The 14,258-nt window shown below is 62.4% G+C and carries 13 protein-coding genes; 9 read left to right on the top strand and 4 right to left on the bottom strand.

The genetic code is table 11. From position 1 onward, the window contains the following. The first annotated feature begins 32 nt into the window (after positions 1–32). From ACQ4WO_RS15815 to ACQ4WO_RS15845, 7 genes are all read left to right on the top strand, one after another. On the top strand, positions 33–1,067 hold the full coding sequence (locus ACQ4WO_RS15815; protein WP_436482266.1) for an arabinan endo-1,5-alpha-L-arabinosidase: 1,035 nt from the start codon (positions 33–35) through the stop codon (positions 1,065–1,067). Between the two features lie 159 nt (positions 1,068–1,226). Beyond that, complete coding sequence (locus ACQ4WO_RS15820; RefSeq protein ID WP_166446032.1) at positions 1,227–2,189, top strand: ABC transporter substrate-binding protein; 963 nt, start codon at positions 1,227–1,229, stop codon at positions 2,187–2,189. Positions 2,190–2,198: 9 nt separating this feature from the next. Further along, positions 2,199–3,740 (top strand): sugar ABC transporter ATP-binding protein, encoded by a 1,542-nt coding sequence (locus ACQ4WO_RS15825; RefSeq protein WP_436482267.1) that lies wholly within the window; start codon positions 2,199–2,201, stop codon positions 3,738–3,740. Next, the gene (locus ACQ4WO_RS15830) at positions 3,737–4,819 is read left to right on the top strand and encodes an ABC transporter permease (RefSeq protein ID WP_139091368.1); all 1,083 of its coding nucleotides are present in this window, start codon (positions 3,737–3,739) and stop codon (positions 4,817–4,819) included. Before ACQ4WO_RS15825 ends, ACQ4WO_RS15830 begins: the two co-directional genes overlap by 4 nt. Then, the gene (gene yjfF, locus ACQ4WO_RS15835) at positions 4,816–5,790 is read left to right on the top strand and encodes a galactofuranose ABC transporter, permease protein YjfF (RefSeq protein ID WP_436482268.1); all 975 of its coding nucleotides are present in this window, start codon (positions 4,816–4,818) and stop codon (positions 5,788–5,790) included. The genes ACQ4WO_RS15830 and yjfF overlap by 4 nt, the downstream gene beginning before the upstream one ends. 4 nt (positions 5,791–5,794) lie before the next feature. After that, positions 5,795–6,769 (top strand): glycoside hydrolase family 43 protein, encoded by a 975-nt coding sequence (locus tag ACQ4WO_RS15840; RefSeq protein ID WP_436482269.1) that lies wholly within the window; start codon positions 5,795–5,797, stop codon positions 6,767–6,769. Positions 6,770–6,862: 93 nt separating this feature from the next. Continuing rightward, the gene (locus ACQ4WO_RS15845) at positions 6,863–7,804 is read left to right on the top strand and encodes a LysR family transcriptional regulator (RefSeq protein WP_128140959.1); all 942 of its coding nucleotides are present in this window, start codon (positions 6,863–6,865) and stop codon (positions 7,802–7,804) included. A gap of 108 nt (positions 7,805–7,912) precedes the next feature. Here ACQ4WO_RS15845 and ACQ4WO_RS15850 read toward each other — a convergent pair whose 3' ends face one another. The 4 genes from ACQ4WO_RS15850 to ACQ4WO_RS15865 form a co-directional block, all read right to left on the bottom strand. Continuing rightward, positions 7,913–9,178, bottom strand: a complete 1,266-nt coding sequence (locus ACQ4WO_RS15850; RefSeq protein ID WP_436482270.1) for a DUF6445 family protein — start codon at positions 9,176–9,178, stop codon at positions 7,913–7,915. 54 nt (positions 9,179–9,232) lie between these two features. Continuing rightward, positions 9,233–9,964, bottom strand: coding sequence for a hypothetical protein (locus tag ACQ4WO_RS15855; protein WP_436482271.1), 732 nt, complete (start codon positions 9,962–9,964; stop codon positions 9,233–9,235). Positions 9,965–9,997: 33 nt separating this feature from the next. Continuing rightward, positions 9,998–10,807: a hypothetical protein gene (locus ACQ4WO_RS15860; protein WP_436482272.1), complete on the bottom strand. Its 810-nt coding sequence runs from the start codon at positions 10,805–10,807 to the stop codon at positions 9,998–10,000. 75 nt (positions 10,808–10,882) lie between these two features. Beyond that, a complete protein-coding gene (locus tag ACQ4WO_RS15865) occupies positions 10,883–12,277 on the bottom strand; it encodes a caspase family protein (RefSeq protein WP_436482273.1) in 1,395 nt (464 codons plus the stop codon). A 173-nt stretch (positions 12,278–12,450) separates the two neighbouring features. Between ACQ4WO_RS15865 and ACQ4WO_RS15870 the strand changes: the two genes are divergently transcribed. Together ACQ4WO_RS15870 and ACQ4WO_RS15875 are read left to right on the top strand one after the other, a co-directional pair. Beyond that, the gene (locus ACQ4WO_RS15870) at positions 12,451–13,215 is read left to right on the top strand and encodes a hypothetical protein (protein ID WP_436482274.1); all 765 of its coding nucleotides are present in this window, start codon (positions 12,451–12,453) and stop codon (positions 13,213–13,215) included. Further along, a complete protein-coding gene (locus ACQ4WO_RS15875) occupies positions 13,212–14,237 on the top strand; it encodes a hypothetical protein (protein WP_436482275.1) in 1,026 nt (341 codons plus the stop codon). Before ACQ4WO_RS15870 ends, ACQ4WO_RS15875 begins: the two co-directional genes overlap by 4 nt. Positions 14,238–14,258 lie beyond the last annotated feature (21 nt).

The following is a 14,258-nucleotide window of genomic DNA, read 5'->3' on the forward strand; positions in this document are numbered from 1 at the left end:
TGACGGGCCGGCTGACCATTTTGGAGAAGACGATGCACACATTGACACGCGGCATGGCCGCCATCCTGAGCACCCTGGCGATCATGGCTGCCGCGCACGCGGCCCAGGTCAGCGTGCACGACCCCGTGATGGCCAAGGAAGGCGACACGTATTATTTGTTCAGCACGGGGCCCGGCATTACCTTCTACAGTTCGAAAAACATGCTCGACTGGCAGCCGGAAGGGCGCGTCTTCGCCGGCCAGCCTACGTGGGCAAAAACAGCTGCTCCCAGCTTTGACGACCATATCTGGGCGCCCGACGTGCAATTTCACGACGGAAAATATTACCTGTACTACTCGGTGTCCGGCTTCGGCAAGAACACGTCCGGCATCGGCGTGACCGTCAATACGACCTTGAATCCCCGTTCGTCCGACTACCGCTGGGTCGACCAGGGCATGCTGCTGCAATCCGTGCCCGAGCGCGACGAGTGGAATGCCATCGACTCGAACATCATCACCGATGCCAAGGGCACGCCGTGGATGTCGTTCGGCTCGTTCTGGAATGGCATCAAGCTGGTGAAACTGACGCCTGACTGGACCCATATTGCGGAACCGCAAGAGTGGCACTCGCTGGCGCGCCGCGTACCCCTGCCGCCACGCGCAGGCGAATTCAAGCCGGCGCCCGAGGAAATCGAGGCACCGTTCATCTTCCAGCGCGGCAACGATTACTTCCTCTTCGTTTCCTGGGGCTTGTGCTGCCAGAAGGAAAAAAGTACCTATCACCTGGCTGTGGGGCGCTCAAAAAGCGTGACGGGCCCCTACCTGGACAAGGAGGGCCGCGACATGGCGCAGGGCGGCGGCACGGTGGTGCTGAAAGGCGACAAGGACTGGCAAGGCCTCGGCCACAACAGCGCCTATACGTTTGACGGCAAGGATTATCTGGTGCTGCACGCCTATGAAACGGCGGACAATTACTTGCAGAAGCTCAAGATCCTGCCCATGACGTGGGACAAGGATGGCTGGCCGCAAGTCGATGCGCGCGATTTGAACCGCTATCAAAGCCGCGAATTGCCGGCCGCCAAACGGTAAGCAGGCCAGGGGATGGGCGGCAGGTGATACGCAAATCGATATCACAAGCGAAAAAGAATTGATTGGATGGCTATGTTGCTTTCTCCTACCATGGGTTCATAAAAACCGCCCATCCGGCATCCGGCTGTGATGGTATTCCAAAAAAAACTGGAGACAAGAATGAAATTGACACGCCGCACACTCCTCGCCAGCGCCATGTTGTTGGCACTGTCCGCTACTTCTTCCGCTTTTGCCGCCAAGCCCCTCGTCATGGGCTTTTCGCAGGTGGGCGCCGAGAGCGAATGGCGCACCGCCAATACCGTCTCCATTAAGGAGGCGGCCAAGAAAGATGGCGTCACCCTGAAATTTGCCGATGCGCAGCAAAAACAGGAAAACCAGGTCAAGGCCCTGCGCTCGTTCATCGCGCAAAAAGTCGACGTGATCGCCTTCTCGCCCGTCGTTGAGTCCGGCTGGGATACGGTTCTGCGCGAAGCCAAGGCTGCCAAGATTCCCGTCATCCTGACGGACCGCGCCGTCAATGTCACCGACAAATCGCTGTACGTGACCTTCATCGGTTCCGATTTCGTGGAAGAGGGCCGCCGCGCCGGCCAATGGCTGCTCGAGCACGCCAAGAAAACCCCGGACGCGCAACTGAACATCGTCGAGCTGCAAGGCACGGTCGGTTCCGCGCCGGCCATCGACCGCAAGGAAGGCTTCCAGGAAGTCATCGGCAAGAATCCGAAATTGAAGATCATCCGTTCGCAAACGGGCGACTTTACGCGCGCCAAGGGCAAGGAAGTGATGGAAGCGTTCCTGAAGGCCGAAGGCAAGAAGATCAACGTGCTGTACGCGCACAATGACGACATGGCCATCGGCGCCATCCAGGCCATCGAAGAAGCGGGCATGAAACCGGGCAAGGACATCATCATCATTTCGATCGATGGCGTCAAAGGCGCGTTCGAAGCCATGATCGCCGGCAAGCTGAACGTCACCGTCGAATGCAGCCCGCTGCTGGGCCCGCAATTGATGTCGATCGCCCGCGACGTGGTGGCCGGTAAACCCGTGCCAGCGCGCATCACGACGGTGGAAGGCGTGTTTCCTGCCGAGGTGGCCGCCAAGGAATTCCCGAACCGTAAGTACTAAGCTTGCCGCATGATGAATACGCAAGAGCATCACAACGCCGCGCCAGCTCCCTTGCTGGAGTTGCGCGGCATCAGCAAGTCCTTTCCTGGCGTCAAAGCCCTCAGCGACGTTGCCCTGCGCCTGTATCCGGGCGAAGTGCACACCTTGATGGGGCAGAACGGCGCCGGGAAATCGACGCTGATCAAGGTGCTGACGGGCGTCTATACGCCCGACAGTGGCCAGATTCTGTTTGAAGGCAAGCCCATCGCCCCCGCATCCACGTCGGATGCCCAGTTGCTCGGCATCAGCACCGTGTACCAGGAAGTCAATCTGTGCCCGAACCTGTCGGTGGCGGAAAACATCTTTATTGGCCGCTACCCGCGCCGCTTCGGGGCCATCGACTGGCGTGCCATGCAGCAGCAGGCGCGTGCCTTGCTGCAGCAATTACAGATCGATATCGATGTCACGGCGCAATTGTCCAGCTTTCCGCTGGCGATCCAGCAAATGGTGGCCATTTCGCGCGCACTGAACATTTCGGCCCGCGTGCTGATCCTCGATGAACCCACGTCCAGCCTGGACGAGGCGGAAGTCAATCTGCTGTTTTCCGTGCTGCGCCGCCTGCGCGAGCAGGGCATGGCGATTCTGTTTGTGACCCACTTCCTCGACCAGACCTACGCCATTTCCGACCGCATCACCGTCATGCGCAACGGCGAGCGCGAGGGCGAATACGCGTGCAGCGAACTGTCGCGCCTGGCGCTGGTCAATAAAATGATCGGCGTGGCGGCCGACACGCAGGAGCAAACGCTGGACCTGGCGCAGGAAGCGGGCGCCGCCAGCTTTGGGCCGAACGTGCTCGAAGCGCAGGGACTGGGCCGCAAGGGCGCCTTGCTGCCCATGGATTTCCACATCCGCCAGGGCGAATTGCTGGGCCTGGCCGGCTTGCTTGGTTCGGGCCGCACGGAACTGGCGCGTTTGCTGTTCGGCGCCGACAAGGCCGATTCCGGCAGCATCGTCATGCAGGACAAGATACGCCAGTTCAACGTGCCGCGCGACGCGATTGCCCAGGATATCGGCTTTTGCTCGGAAGACCGCAAGCACGAAGGGGCGATTTTGTCGCTGTCCGTGCGTGAAAACATCATCCTGGCCTTGCAGGCCCGCACGGGCTTGCTGCGTGCGATTCCCTTCAAACGCCAGCAGGCGCTGGCCGACGAGTATGTGAAGGCGCTCGGCATCAAGACGGCCAGCATCGAAACGCCGATCGGCAGCCTGTCGGGCGGCAATCAGCAGAAAGCCTTGCTGGCGCGCTGGCTGGTGACGTCGCCGGCCATGCTGATCCTCGATGAACCGACGCGCGGCATCGACGTGCGCGCCAAGCAGGAAATCATGAGTTATGTGAGCAAGCTGTGCCGCAAGGGCATGGCCATCCTGTTCATTTCGTCGGAGTTGCCGGAAGTGCTGCGCTGCAGCGACCGTATTCTCGTCATGCGCGACCGCAAGGCCTGCGGCGACTATGCGCGCGGCGAGCTCGACGACAGCTCCGTGCTGCAAGTGATCGCCGGAGACGCCACATGAGTTTATCCACGCCATCGAACGCGCCCCTGGCGCGTCCGGCTTCCACTACGGGTACGTCCGCTTTGCATACCGTTCTGCATCACCCCTTGAGCCGGCCCCTGGCCGCGCTGTTGCTGCTGTTGCTGGTGGCCTTCTTTGCCATCCCCGGCTTTTTCCATCTGGAAATTCGTGACGGCCACCTGTACGGCAGCGTGATCGACATCGTCAACCGTGCCGCCCCGCTGATGCTGGCGGCCCTGGGCATGACCCTGGTCATTGCCACGCGCGGCATCGACATTTCCGTGGGCGCCGTCGTGGCCCTGTCCGGCACGGTGGCCGCCATGCTGATCGGCGGCACCATGGTGATGGACAACGGCGTGCCGACCTACGTGAGCAATATCCCCATGGGCTGGGCCCTGGCGGCCGCCCTGGGCGCGGCCCTGCTGTGCGGCGCCTGGAATGGCGTGCTGGTGGCTGGCCTCGGTTTGCAGCCCATCGTCGCGACATTGATACTGATGGTGGCGGGGCGTGGCCTGGCGCAATTGCTGACGGATGGGCAGATCGTCACCGTCTATTATCAACCGTTCTTTTTCATCGGCAGCGGCTACCTGTTCGGCTTGCCGTTCTCGCTGTTCCTCGTCGCTGCCGTGTTCATCATCACGGCCGTGCTGATGCGCAAGACGGCCCTGGGCCTGTTCATCCAGGCCGTCGGCATCAACCCCGTCGCCGCGCGCCTGGCCGGCATCAAGACGGCGACGCTGATCTTCTTCGTCTACGTGTTTTGCGCCGCCTGCGCGGGCCTGTCGGGCCTGATGATCAGCTCGAACATCAAGAGCGCCGACGCGAATAACGCGGGCCTGATGCTGGAACTGGACGCCATCCTGGCAGTCACTTTGGGCGGTACCTCGCTGGCTGGCGGCAAGTTCAGCCTCGTGGGCAGCATGATCGGCGCGCTCATCATCCAGACCCTGACCTACACGATTTATTCGCTGGGTGTGCCGCCGGAAGTGAACATGGTCGTCAAGTCGGTCGTCGTCTTCCTCGTTTGCCTGTCGCAATCGTCGGAATTCAAGCAATTGCTGCATCGGAGAAAAGCATGAAGGGCTTGCTGCACACCCCGTATTTCACTTCGCTCGTCACGGTCCTGCTGCTGGTGGTGATGCTGGGCCTGGGCGGCGCCGCCTATCCGGGCCTGCTGTCGACGCAAGTGATCTTTAACCTGTTGATCGATAACGCCTTTTTGCTGGTCATCGCCGTCGGCATGACTTTTGTCATCGTCTCCGGCGGCATCGATCTGTCCGTCGGTTCCGTGCTGGCCCTGTCGACCATGATCGCCGCCTGGCTGCTGAACGTGGTGCACTGGCCGCCGCTCTTGGTGATCGTCACGGTGCTGGCGCTGGGCACTGTGTTTGGCGCCAGCATGGGCGCGCTGATCCATTATTTCAAATTGCAGCCGTTCATCGTCACCCTGGCCGGCATGTTTCTGGCGCGCGGGCTGTGCTATTTGATCAGCATCAATTCCATCACCATCGATGACCCGCTGTTCGTCGCCATGTCGCAGACGCAATTGCAGTTTCTCGGCGGCTTCGTTTCGCCCGGCGTCGTGATCGCCGTGATCACGTTGCTCTTGGCCATCTGGCTGGCGCACGCCACGCCGTTCGGCCGCGCCGTGTATGCGATCGGCGGCAATGAGCAGTCGGCCCTGATGATGGGACTGCCCGTGGGCCGCACCAAGGTTTTCATTTACGCCTTCAGCGGCTTTTGCGCCGCACTCGGCGGCGTGCTGTTTTCGTTCTACATGCTGTCCGGCTATGGCTTGCATGCGCAAGGCACGGAACTGGACGCGATTGCCGCCGTCGTCATCGGCGGCACCCTGCTCAGCGGCGGCTACGGCTATGTGGCGGGCGCGCTGTCGGGCGTGCTCGTGCTCGGCACCATCCAGACCCTGATCGCCTTCGACGGCACGCTCAGCTCGTGGTGGACCAAGATCGTCATCGGCGGCCTGCTGTTCGTCTTTTGCGTCGTGCAAAGACTGATGGCCATGGGCCAGAAAAATACCAATCGGAGTTAATACCATGTTTCACAAGAATAAACTTGCCGCAGCCATCGGCATGGCGGCGGCGCTCGCCTGCGCCCCATTCGGCGCGCAGGCGGCCAACCCCATCGTCAAGGATATCTACACGGGCGACCCGGCCGCGCTGGTCGATAATGGCAGGGTCTACCTGTACGTGGGCCACGATGAAGCGAGCGCCACGGATACGGATTACCGCATGAACGAGTGGCGCGTATATTCCTCGTGCGACATGGCGAACTGGACGGATCATGGCTCGCCCGTGCGCTTTTCCACCTTCGCCTGGGCCGGCAAGGATGCGTGGGCCGGCGACATCGTCAAGCGCGGCAATAAATACTATTTCTATTCGACCGTCGACCATAAAACCATCCCCGGCAAAGCCATCGGCGTGGCCGTGTCCGACAGCCCGACCGGGCCGTTTGTCGACGCGCGCGGCAGCGCCCTGGTCACGAACGACATGACGAAGCAGACGGCCATTCCCTGGGACGACATCGACCCGGCCGTCTTCATCGACACGGATGGCCAGGCCTACATTTACTGGGGTAACACGGTCTTGAAATACGCCAAGCTCAAGCCCAATATGACGGAGCTGGACGGTGCGATTCTCACCTTCGGCATGGATGCGTTCACGGAAGCGGCCTATATGCACAAGCATGCGGGCACGTATTACCTGTCGTACTCGCGCAATTTCCCCGAGGAGACGGCGTACTCGACGGGCCCGACGCCCACTGGCCCCTGGCATTTCCGCGGCACCATCATGGACAAGAACGCCGTCGTGAAAACGATTCACCAGGCCATCATCGAATTCAACGGCAAGTCCTACATCTTCTATCACAACGACAAGTTGCCCGGTGGCGGAGAATACCGGCGTTCCGTGGCCGTGGAAGAGCTGAAATACAAGCCGGACGGCACCATCGAATTCATCGCGCAAACGGCTGGCCCGGCCGCCAACCCGAGCGCCGGCTGCAAGGCATTGTGAACGCTTGTTGACCACGCATCAAAAGGAGACATACCGATATCTATAACATCGATATTGAATTAAAACTGATATCGATCATGATATGATTTATTCATGGATACCCTCAACCCCAACTGGTTCTTGCGAGCCCGCCTGAAGACGCGGCAATTGCTGCTGTTGATCGCCCTTGACGAGCAGCGCAACATTCACCGCGCGGCGGAAGAATTGCACATGACGCAGCCGGCCGCGTCCAAGCAAATCAAGGACCTGGAAGAGATGCTGGACGTGCGCCTGTTCGACAGGTTGCCACGCGGCATGGAGCCGACGATCTACGGCGAGACGATGATACGCCACGCGCGCATGGCCCTGACGAGTCTGTCGCTGGCGCATGACGACATCGTTGCCCTGAAGTCGGGCCTCACGGGCCAGGTGGAGGTGGGCGTCATCATGACGCCGGCCATGGCCTTGCTGCCGCGCGCGATTGCCCGCATCAAGCAGCAGGCACCGTTGATGCGCATCGGCGTGCATCTGGAGCACAGCAACACCCTGATGGACATGCTGCAGCACGGCACCCTCGATTTCATGATCGGGCGCATCCTGGAAAAGGAAAGCAGCGCGGGACTCATCTACGAGGAATTGACGGAAGAGCCTGCCAGCGCCGTGGCGCGCAATGGCCATCCGCTGCTGTCGCGCAAGAATCTGCAATTGAAGGATTTGGCGGCCCAGCCGTGGATCTTGCCGCCGCAAGGCAGCATCCTGCGCCACCGCTTCGACATGATGTTCCGCCGCGCGGGCCAGGAACCGCCCGTCGACGTGGTCGACACGACCGCCTTGCTCCTGATCACATCCTTGCTGCAGCAAACGGACTCGCTGCACGTGATGCCGACGGAAGTGGCCCATTACTACGAATCGTTGAACGTGCTGAGCATCCTGCCCATCGAATTGCCGTGCAAGATGGATGCGTTCGGCATTATTCGCCAGCAGGACCATTTGCTGTCGCCGGGGGCGGATATGCTGTTGAAAGCTGTGCGGGCGACTGCGGCGGATATGTATTGAGTGCTGTGCTGGTGTTGTCGGATTACGCGTTCCGCTAATCCGACCTACGCCACATGGTAGGTCGGATTAGCCCGCAGGGCGTAATCCGACAATATCCGCGCAGCATGCTCAATCCGGTACCTCAAAGAAAAACAGCTGCACCAATCGACCATTCTCCGGCGTGTCGCCAAACACATTGCTGATCGAGTGAAAGTAGTGTCCCTTATACACGATCAGGCGGTTGTGGCGCATCGGCACTTCCAGCAGGGCTTGCCAACTGTCGCGCTGTTCCTGCAAGTCATTGAATTTCTGTACTTTACTGTTCGGCAGCCAGCGTTTCTGGAAATCCTTGAAGCTGGCGTAGCCGCCCGCTTTCACGTCCGCTTCGGGTAATCGCCGGTACCAGCCGCTGGGCTGGTGGCGCCAGAAGGTGGTGCCACCCTGGCACTGCTCGGGCGGGTTCAGGTACAGCACGCCCGCATAGAAATTGAAATTGTTGCCCGTCTCGTTATCCACGTGGATATCCGTGCGCGCCATCGCGTCTGCATAGCTGAGGCGGTAGGAGCCATTGTCGGGCGAGATAAAACGGATGGGGCGGCCCAGCGCCGTGGCGATGCGCTCCATGATGGCCTGGCTGGGCTGGCCCGCCGTCTGGCTGCCCGGATAGTTTTGTCCCGCATAGCGCTGCTGCTCGAACGGCAGAGCCAGCGCTTGCGCGCGCCAGGCGGCGGGATCGGGCAGGAAATCGTCGAGGATGTGCAAATCCGTTTCGCGCAGGAAATCGTGCAAGCTTGCCGGTACGTCGGGCGTCGTCAGCCGTTCTGTATTGTCCGTGCCGGGGCTGGCAAAGCCGATGCGGCATGTTTGCGCCAGCGCCGGATGCAGCGCCAGGCCTTGCGCGTAGCGTTGCAACGCCAGTTCCTGCTGTCCCGTGCGGTAGTACAGTTCGGCCAGTCCCTGCAGTGTTTGCCAGCGCTGCGGACGCAGGACGTGGGCACGTTCCAGTTCGGCGATGGTATCCATCAGCCGCTGTTTTCCCATCAGCAATTCCGCATGGCTGATGGCGAAATCATGTTCGTGTGGCGCCAGCCGCGCCGCCGTGGCGTAGCTGGCCAGCGCCGCGTCGCTGTCCGTGCCGCGCAGCACGTTGCCGAGGTTGTAATGGAACAGGGCGTTGTCCGGCTGCTGCTTGAGCGACAGTTTCAGCAAGCCCAGGCCGATGGCGCCCTGGCCCAGCTCCAGCATGGCCAGTCCCTGGAAATGCTGCGCTTCGGCCAGGGCCGGGTTCAGTTTATACGCGGCCTGGTAGGCGTTGATCGCTTCGATCAGCTTGCCCGCCTGCTGCAGCCGTTGCCCGTTTGCCAGATGTTGTTCCGCCAGTGTCTGTTCGCCCATATGTCCCGATCCCGATCCCGATGCAATGTGGCGAACAGTGTAACCGAGCCCGTTCTACCGCGCCTGGCTGACGGGAATTTCTTCCCCGTTCAGCTTGATCGCCACCTTGACGATCTGCGCCTTGACCTGGTTGCTGGCCATGTCCGCTTCCTGGGCATAGGCATACACGACGATGGCGAAATCCTTGTAGCCGCTGCGCGCCGCTTCGATCTTGCGCGCCGCATCCTGGTCCACTTTCAGCAGCGAATAACCGTCGCCATTCGTAAACGCCAGCTTGTAGTCGCCGTTGTCGTACATGTAGTAATAGGTGCCCGCGTCGGCGAACTTGGCGGGGAAGGCGGCCTTGTCCATGGCATACGGCGACAGCGCGCCCTGGCCATTGATCTGGTAACGCAGGTAGCGTTTGGTTTTCGCTTCGCTGACCTTGGCGTCGATCTGCGGTTTCAGCGCGTCGAGCACTTCCTGCTTGCGGAAGGCGTCGTTGCTGGCCGCATATTCGCGCGAGATGCGCTGGGCCACGGCCGCGTAGTCGGGCGGCACGCCGGACAGGGCAAGGTAGCTGTACATCAGCTGGTGGCCGCTCGTGATGTCGACATAGCTGGACGTTGGCGTGGCAGCGTCCGCTTGCGGCAGGCTGGCGGCGGCTGCCTTCACTTGCGCCTTGGCGGCCAGGTCGGCGACATTCGCGGCGACGGGAGCGGAGGCGGCCGGTGTGGCGGTTTCGGTCTTGCCGCAGGCGGACAGCAGGACGGCGATGGCGAGCAGGGTAGGCAGAGTACGGTTCATGATATTTCCTTCAATGAATGTGCAAGAGGTGAATTAGCCGATGGTTTTACGTTTGTATTCGCCGACGCCGTAAGCGGCCAGGACGATGGAAGAGGCCAGCACCAGGTAAAAACCGATGCCGAACGAGAGGCCTTGCCACACTTGCCCCAGCATTTCGCTGGCCATCTGCTCGGCCATGCGGGCCGCGCGGGTGCCCATGATGCCGCCCATGGCGCTCCCCGCGTCGCTGACGGCGCCCTTGATCTTGATGAACAGCAAGCTGCTGTGGATGACGATGAACAGCAGCGGGGCGCACTTGCCCAGCGCCGCTTTCGGGTGGCGGCTAACCATGGTGGCGCAGCATCCGGCAATGGCCAGCAGGAAGAAAAATTGTGCCGAGGTAAAACCGCCGCCGCCATCGCGGGCAAAGCTTTCCAGGCTGTCGGCGGACAAGCCCAGCAATTGCCAGTAGGTGCGCGAGACGGAGGCGAACAAACGGATGCCGATGGTGTTGAAGATAAAGGCGCCGGCGATCAGGACGCCCAGGCTGGCCAGCACCTTGATGCCCAGGGCGGACACGGCCTGGCCCCACAACTGCTGGCTTTTTTCGCGCGCCAGTTTCGCCGCGCCGGCCATTTCTTCCTGCGCCAGTTGCTGTGTCGCCACGGCGCTGACGGTGGCGAGGCTGCCGGCGTCATCGAAGCGCACGTCGACGACGGCGTTGATGGCGGGCGCCACGTCCGAGCGCCAGTGCGTGGCCACGTCGAACGCATGTTGAATGCCGGCCACGCTGACGGAACCTTGTCCGCTCGGTTGGTAGGCGAGGATACGGCCACGTTGGCCGGTGGTGGTGAATGGTTGCATGAGATTTCCCTGGTCACTGTCATGCTCTATTGCATGTACCCACGGATAACGGGGGCAGTTCAGGGAAATCTAAAATTATTTTGAATTATTTTTTTGCGGCTGCATCATGTCCTTGGCGGCACCCTGGTAATCCTTCATCAAACCCATGAAAGCATCCTGCAAATGCCGGGCCGCATCCTGCGGCGGCGCGCCCGTGCGCCGGGCCAGATCGAATTTATACGCATGGGCGGGGCTGTAGCCGGCTTGCGATGCCGCGTCCAGCAGCACGCCCGCCCGCTTCAGCGAAGCGGGGTCGCCCTTGACCATCAGCAATTCCGCCAGATAGGTCTGGGCAATCGGAAAGTCCTTGGCGGCCGCCTTTTCCAGCCACTGCATGCCCGCCTTCGGCTGCTTGATGCCGGCGTCGCCGCCGCCGATGCCATAGCCGAGGGCCGTCAGCGCCACCAGATCGCCGCCCCGTGCGCGTTTTTCCAGCTGCTGGCGGGGAAACGGACGGGCCGCGATCTGCATGCGGATTTCATAGTTGATGTCTTGCAGTACATTGCCTGGCCACACTTTGGCGCCCGGTGCGGCCGGCTTTTCCACCGCTGGCGCAGGCGCGCGCACGCCGCCCTGGCCTTGCGCGCCGGCCAGCACGCCCGGCGTGGCCTGGCTGACACCCTTGCCGCTGCCCATGTTCAGTACCAGGCGCGCCGACGTTTCGCCAAACGACACGCGGGGCTTTTGCACGTCGTGCGTCATGGCGGCAACCCTGGCCGCCACTTGCGAAAACACGTCGCTCATCGGCAAACCCGGTGCGTCGAGCGCGTCGAGCAGGGCGCTCGTGTAGGGGCTGTTGCGCGAATCGGGCGACCAGAAATCGCGCGCCAGGGCACCGGGACCGGCCGAATAGGCGATTACCACGCCGCGTGGCGCTTGCGTGTCGGCAAAGCCGTGGCTGGCCGCATTGCCGCCGCCGGGAATCGCCACGGCGCCGCCGCGCGTATATTCCTGGCGGCAAGCGTCGAGGATCAGCACGGCGCCGCGCGCACCCGTGCGCTGCAAATCACCGGCCAGGCTGGAGACGGACACGCCCTGCGCGGCGATGGCGGCCGCGCTCAATGCATTCATGTTGGCGCCCAGCGGCAACACATAGTTCGCTTCGCCCGCCTGGGCGCCGTGGCCCGCGTAAAACACGAGGGCGATATCGGCGCCGCGCGCCTGCGTGGAAAACTCGGCCGACGCCTTTTGCAGCTGTTGCGCATTGATGTCCGTGCGCAACAGCACTTCAAAGCCCAAGCGGCGCAGGCGCTCGGCCATGGCGCGCGCGTCGTTCACGGGATTCAATAGAGGCTGCGGATAGGCCGCATTGCCGATCACCAGGGCGATGCGCTTGCCGGGACCGCTGGCGGCGTTGCCCACGGCCGCCTGCGCGACGTTACCATAGAGTAAAAAGATGAGGCTGAAAAACAGGGGAATCAGGCGATGCATCGGCGTCTCGGGAATTGTCGTGAAAGTAACAAAAGTTAGCGATTTTTACTGTGATATGAGAAAATTGCTTAAATGCATTTTACCTTACTGACAAGTTTCTCTTGTCTGGCCAGCGCACGGTGCGTCGCCGCCGGCCAGTGGCGCGTGCCGCCCAACACACGATCGGACCGGCTTTGCAATCGGAACAATTTGAACGGATTCATGCTTTCTGGACCCGCCGCCAGCAACTGACGCAAGGCGAACTGGGCGAGTTTTACCAGCGCGTTATCGCCGCGCTGACGCCGTGCCGTCCGCGCGAGGCGGCGTCGCTGGGCGACTCGCTGGCCGACTTGCGCCACCAGTTTTTCATCGAAAAAGTCCTGCACGGCGACAGCGAGGCCGCGCCCCACCACATCGGCGCCCTGTTTTTGTACTTCAAGCGTTTCATCATCGACCAGCTGCGCAAGCAGCGCGATGACGAAGATGCCGATGCGCAAGAGGGCTGCGAGCTGCGCGCGCCCGATGCGTATGCGGAACCGCTGCGCGATTACCAGCTCACGCCGCAGCAAGTGCGCGACGCGGCCGACGTGTTCATCACCACCTTGCCCGACGACTTGATCTTGCTGCTGCGCCATTGCGGCTGCGGCGGCATGCCCGTCAAGGAACTGGCCGAGCAGATCGCTTCCGCGCATTACCACGGCGGCAAGCTGGGCCTCGTCCACAAGCAGAAGGGCGATCCTGCTAGCGCGGGTCGCCAGATCGTCGAGCCGGCTCACCGCGCCACCTTGCTGGGCAGCTGGGTCTTGAACCTGCTCAAGCTGCGCGTGGGCGATGCCCTGGCCGCGCGCGATATGCAGGCGGCGCAAATAGTTTTGGATATCTTGTGCGTGGCCGCGTTATCCCTGCACATGGACCCCGCGTCCACCCACCCGAACCCTGATGAAAGGCCATCGGCATGAACGCATTGACGCCCTCGCTGGCCATCGTTGCCGCGCGCCTGTCGTCGCCTCCATCTTCAGCCGAATTGCTGGAGGGGGACGTGGCGGGCACTACCCCGGACTGGCGCGGCATTGCCGTGCCGGAACACCTGCTGCAACGCTTTGCGCGCCGCAGCGATGCGGCACCGTTGGCCGCGCGGCCCATCGCCGGTGGACAGATCCACCTGCTGGCGCGCCTTCCCGGCTTTGGCGCCGTGCTGCTCGACGCCTGGGATAGCACGCGGCAGCGCTGGCGCGGCTGGCTCGTCACGCCGGACACGGCGTATGCGGACGCCTGCGGCCTCGTGGTCGAGGAGCGTGATGCGCCCGCCGACCCGCGCGCGGGCCTGGTGTTGTGCGACATGCCGGTGGCCCTGGCCGTGACGGACCTGGGCGCTTGCCTGGGCGTATTCAGCCAAGAGCGCCTGCAGGCGGCGCGCTGGCTGGAGCTGCATGGCCGCGCGAATGGCGCCACGGCCGCGCCCGGCGTGATCGCCCGCGTGGTTTTGCCCGGCGATGGTTACGCCTTGACCGGCACACCGCTGTCGAGCGAACTGGGCAAGGATGGCCGCGTGGCGTACCGCCAACTGCTGCGCCAGGGGCTGCAGCAATTGCAGATCGCTTCGGCCGATGCCGCCGCGCCACAGATGAAGACGCCGGTGCAGGCGGCCAATGCCAGCCGCTGGCTGAAGATCGTCACGGCCGTGGCCGCTAGCGTGATGGTGGTGCAATCGGCGTGGCTGTTCCTGCCGAAAGAGGGCGCCGTCGTCGGCAATGCGGAATTCCGCAGCGGCGGCAGCGGCGTCGAGACGGGCGTGCGCACGCGCGTGCTGTTCCGCGCCGAGGCAACGGAGGCGGAAATCCGCACCTGGCTGCAGCGCGAGCAGCTGGAAATCGTCGCCGGACCGGACACCCTGGGCGCCTTCACCGTGCTGTCGCGCAACCGCCAGAAAGTCTTGCCGCCGCCAGGCCCGGGCAATCCGCTGGCTGTCATCAATCCCTGAATTGTAAAATAAGAGAAAGTT

Origin of the sequence: Janthinobacterium aestuarii (assembly GCF_051380835.1) — a bacterium.
GTDB lineage: Bacteria > Pseudomonadota > Gammaproteobacteria > Burkholderiales > Burkholderiaceae_D > Janthinobacterium > Janthinobacterium aestuarii.

Excerpts from the sequence above, each read along its gene's own strand:
- ACQ4WO_RS15815 (WP_436482266.1), top strand. The coding sequence starts at position 33 with ATGCACACATTGACACGCGGCATGGCCGCCATCCTGAGCACCCTGGCG.
- ACQ4WO_RS15820 (WP_166446032.1), top strand. The coding sequence starts at position 1,227 with ATGAAATTGACACGCCGCACACTCCTCGCCAGCGCCATGTTGTTGGCA.
- ACQ4WO_RS15825 (WP_436482267.1), top strand. The coding sequence starts at position 2,199 with ATGATGAATACGCAAGAGCATCACAACGCCGCGCCAGCTCCCTTGCTG.
- ACQ4WO_RS15830 (WP_139091368.1), top strand. The coding sequence starts at position 3,737 with ATGAGTTTATCCACGCCATCGAACGCGCCCCTGGCGCGTCCGGCTTCC.
- yjfF (WP_436482268.1), top strand. The coding sequence starts at position 4,816 with ATGAAGGGCTTGCTGCACACCCCGTATTTCACTTCGCTCGTCACGGTC.
- ACQ4WO_RS15840 (WP_436482269.1), top strand. The coding sequence starts at position 5,795 with ATGTTTCACAAGAATAAACTTGCCGCAGCCATCGGCATGGCGGCGGCG.
- ACQ4WO_RS15845 (WP_128140959.1), top strand. The coding sequence starts at position 6,863 with ATGGATACCCTCAACCCCAACTGGTTCTTGCGAGCCCGCCTGAAGACG.
- ACQ4WO_RS15850 (WP_436482270.1), bottom strand. The coding sequence starts at position 9,178 with ATGGGCGAACAGACACTGGCGGAACAACATCTGGCAAACGGGCAACGG.
- ACQ4WO_RS15855 (WP_436482271.1), bottom strand. The coding sequence starts at position 9,964 with ATGAACCGTACTCTGCCTACCCTGCTCGCCATCGCCGTCCTGCTGTCC.
- ACQ4WO_RS15860 (WP_436482272.1), bottom strand. The coding sequence starts at position 10,807 with ATGCAACCATTCACCACCACCGGCCAACGTGGCCGTATCCTCGCCTAC.
- ACQ4WO_RS15865 (WP_436482273.1), bottom strand. The coding sequence starts at position 12,277 with ATGCATCGCCTGATTCCCCTGTTTTTCAGCCTCATCTTTTTACTCTAT.
- ACQ4WO_RS15875 (WP_436482275.1), top strand. The coding sequence starts at position 13,212 with ATGAACGCATTGACGCCCTCGCTGGCCATCGTTGCCGCGCGCCTGTCG.